Source organism: Ideonella sp. P3_A4 (assembly GCF_056403075.1).
In genome coordinates this window covers 1-3384 of the sequence record NZ_JBFUGE010000624.1, presented here as the reverse complement: position 1 = coordinate 3384, position 3384 = coordinate 1, and the positions used below count along the sequence as shown (strand labels likewise).

The following is a 3384-nucleotide window of genomic DNA, read 5'->3' as shown; positions in this document are numbered from 1 at the left end:
CTGGTGCAGTTGGACAGCAGCGCCGCCCGCAGCGAAGACGCACGCGTCGCGGTCGATGGCTACGAGGCCTCGTTCCGCGCCGCCGAAGCGCGCTACCGCGGCGGCCTGGCGAGCCTGTTCGAACTCGAAGATGCGCGCCGCAGCGCCGCGCTGGCACGCAGCCAGCTGATCGACCTGCAGCGCGAACGCGTGACCGCCTGGATCACGCTGTACCGCGCACTGGGTGGCGGCTGGAAGCCGACGGCCACTGCTACGGCCAGCGGTGGCTGGAAGCCGATGGACACCCCGACGGCCAGTGGCGGCTGGCAACCGGCCGACACCACCACGATGGCCGCTCGCTGAAGCGACCACGACACCAAGATCAAAGAGGACACGAGATGAAGACGCAACAGCGCCCCACCTGGATTCTTCCCGCCGCACTGACGGCCGCCTCCCTCGCCGTGCTCGGCACCTTCGTCCACGCCGCCGACAAGCCGGCCGCGCCCGCCGCCGGCGCCTCTGCCGCGCAGGCTGCACTGACCGTCAGCACCACCAGCCCGCAGACGACCACGCTGGCCACCAAGCTCAGCGCCAATGGCAGCATCGCCGCGTGGCAAGAGGCTGTCGTCGGCACTGAGGCCAACGGCCTGCGCCTGGCCGAGGTGCGCGCCAATGTCGGCGACGTGGTCAAGAAGGGCCAGGTGCTGGCCACCTTCGCCGCCGATACCGTGCAGGCCGAACTGAACCAGGTTCGCGCCGCCGTCGGCGAAGCCGAAGCCACCTTGGCCGAGGCCGAGGCCAACGCGCAACGCGCCCGCGAGCTGTCGACCACCGGCGCGTTGAGCGCGCAGCAGATCAACCAGTACCTGACCGCCGAGCGCACCGCCAAGGCCCGGCTCGACGCGCAAAAGGCGATGGCCCGGGTGCAAGAGCTGCGCCTGCGTCAGACCCAGGTGCTGGCGCCCGACAACGGCGTGATCTCGTCGCGCAGCGCCACCGTCGGCGCCGTGTTGCCGGCCGGCATGGAGATGTTCCGCCTGATCCGCCAGGGCCGGCTCGAATGGCGCGCCGAAGTGCCGTCGAGCGACCTGCCGCGCCTGAAAGCCGGCATGGCCGTCAACGTCGCGTTGCCCACCGGCAGCAGCATCACCGGCAAGCTGCGCATGGTGGCACCAACAGTCGACGACAAGACCCGCAACGCGCTGATCTATGTCGACCTGCCCGCTTCGGCCGACGCCCGCGCCGGCATGTTCGCGCGCGGCGAATTCGACATCGGCAGTGGCCAGGCGCTGACGCTGCCGCAAAGCGCCGTCGTGCTGCGCGACGGCTTCAGCTATGTGCTGCGCGTGGGCCCTGACAGCAAGGTCGCGCAGACCAAGGTCGCGGTCGGCCGCCGCGTCGGCGACCGGATCGAAGTGACCAGCGGCATCGAGGCCAACACCAAGGTCGTCGCCGCGGGCGGCGCGTTCCTGGCTGATGGCGATCTGGTGCGTGTCGTCGACGCGGCTGCGCCCAAGCCGGTGGCCAAGTCCGCCTCGCCGATCGGCGGCGCGATACCGGCCGCCACGCCAGGCCAGTAAGGAGTTAGTCGCAATGATGAACGTCTCCACCTGGTCCATCCGCAACCCGATCCCGTCGGTGTTGCTGTTCATCATGCTCACACTGGTGGRCTTGATGGGCTTTCGCTGGATGAAGATCCAGAACTTCCCGGACATCGACCTGCCGACGGTGATCGTCACCGCGTCGCTGCCCGGGGCCTCGCCTTCGCAACTCGAAACCGAGGTCGCGCGCAAGATCGAGAACTCGGTCGCCACGGTGCAGGGCGTCAAGCACATCTACACCACCGTGCAGGACGGCGTCGCGTCGATCACCGTCGAGTTCCGCCTCGAGAAGCCGACGCAGCAAGCGGTCGACGACGTGCGCGACGCGGTCTCGCGCGTGCGCTCGGACCTGCCGGGCGACCTGCGCGACCCGGTGATCAGCAAGATGGAGCTGGCGGGCACACCGATCCTGACCTACACCGTTGCCTCGGCGCGGATGGACGACGAAGCGCTGTCGTGGTTCGTCGACAACCAGGTCGCGAAGTCGATGCTCAGCGTGCGCGGCGTCGGCACGGTGTCGCGCGTGGGCGGCGTGTCACGCGAGGTGCGTGTCGCGCTCGACCCATTGAAGCTGCAATCGCTGAACGCCAGCGCGGCCGACATCTCGCGCCAACTGAAGCAGACGCAGCAAGAAGCCGCCGGTGGCCGCACCGATGTGGGTGGCGCCGAGCAATCGGTTCGCACGATCGCCACCGTGCAGTCGGCCGAAGAGCTGGCCGCGATGGACGTTGCGCTCAGCGACGGCCGCCACATCCGGCTCGACCAGGTCGCCACGGTGACCGACACGGTGGCCGAACAACGCTCGGCCGCGCTGCTGGACGGCAAGCCTGTCGTCGGCTTCGAGATCGTACGCAGCCGCGGTGCCGGTGAAGTGGACGTGGCCAATGGCGTGCGTACCGAACTCGACAAGCTCAAGGCCGCGCACCCCGACATCACGATCACCGAGGCCTTCAACTTCGTCGACCCGGTGGTCGAAAACTACGATGGCTCGATGCTGCTGCTGTACGAAGGTGCGCTGCTGGCGATCATCGTCGTCTGGTTCTTCCTGCGCGACTGGCGCGCGACGCTGGTCTCGGCCACCGCACTGCCGCTGTCAGTGATCCCGGCCTTCGCCGCGATGTACTTCATGGGCTTCAGCGTCAACATCGTGACGCTGCTGTCGCTGTCGCTGGTGGTCGGCATCCTGGTCGACGATGCGATCGTCGAGATCGAGAACATCATGCGCCACCTGCGCATGGGCAAGACACCGTTCCAGGCGGCCAAGGAGGCTGCCGACGAGATCGGCCTGGCGGTCATCGCGACCAGCTTCACGCTGATCGCGGTGTTCCTGCCGACCGCCTTCATGGCCGGCGTGCCAGGCAAGTTCTTCGTCCAGTTCGGCTGGACCGCCGCGATCGCGGTCTTCTTCTCGCTCGTCGTCGCGCGGATGCTGACGCCGATGATGGCGGCCTACACGCTGAAGCCGCAGCCCGAGAAAGCCGACCCGAAGTGGATGTCGATCTACATGCGCTGGGCCCAGTGGGCACTGAAGCACCGCATCAAGGTCTCGCTGGCGGCCATCGGCTTCACGGTCGCGTCTTTCGCACTGGTGGGCCTGCTGCCGACAGGCTTCGTGCCGCCTGACGATCTGTCGCAAACCCAGGTCACGGTGACGCTGCCGCCGGGCAGCACCTTCAGCCAGACGCTGGCCGCAGCCGAGCAGGCGCGCGAACTGGTCATCAAGAACAAGCACATCAAGCTGGTCTACACCGCGATCGGCGGTGGCGCGACCGGGTCGGACCCGTTCATGCCCTCGGGCGCAGCC

Annotated in this window: 3 protein-coding genes; all 3 read left to right on the top strand. The window is 68.2% G+C overall.

Features of this window, described 5'->3' with window-relative positions:
• The coding region (locus AC1DYI_RS30095; RefSeq protein ID WP_477207790.1) for a TolC family protein at nucleotides 1-342 on the top strand (342 nt) is incomplete at its 5' end.
• A 35-nt stretch (nucleotides 343-377) separates the two neighbouring features.
• Entirely contained in the window at nucleotides 378-1559 is a 1182-nt protein-coding gene (locus AC1DYI_RS30090; RefSeq protein ID WP_477207789.1) for an efflux RND transporter periplasmic adaptor subunit, read from the top strand.
• 16 nt (nucleotides 1560-1575) lie between these two features.
• A partial coding sequence (locus AC1DYI_RS30085; protein ID WP_477207791.1) for an efflux RND transporter permease subunit occupies nucleotides 1576-3384 on the top strand: 1809 nt, incomplete at its 3' end.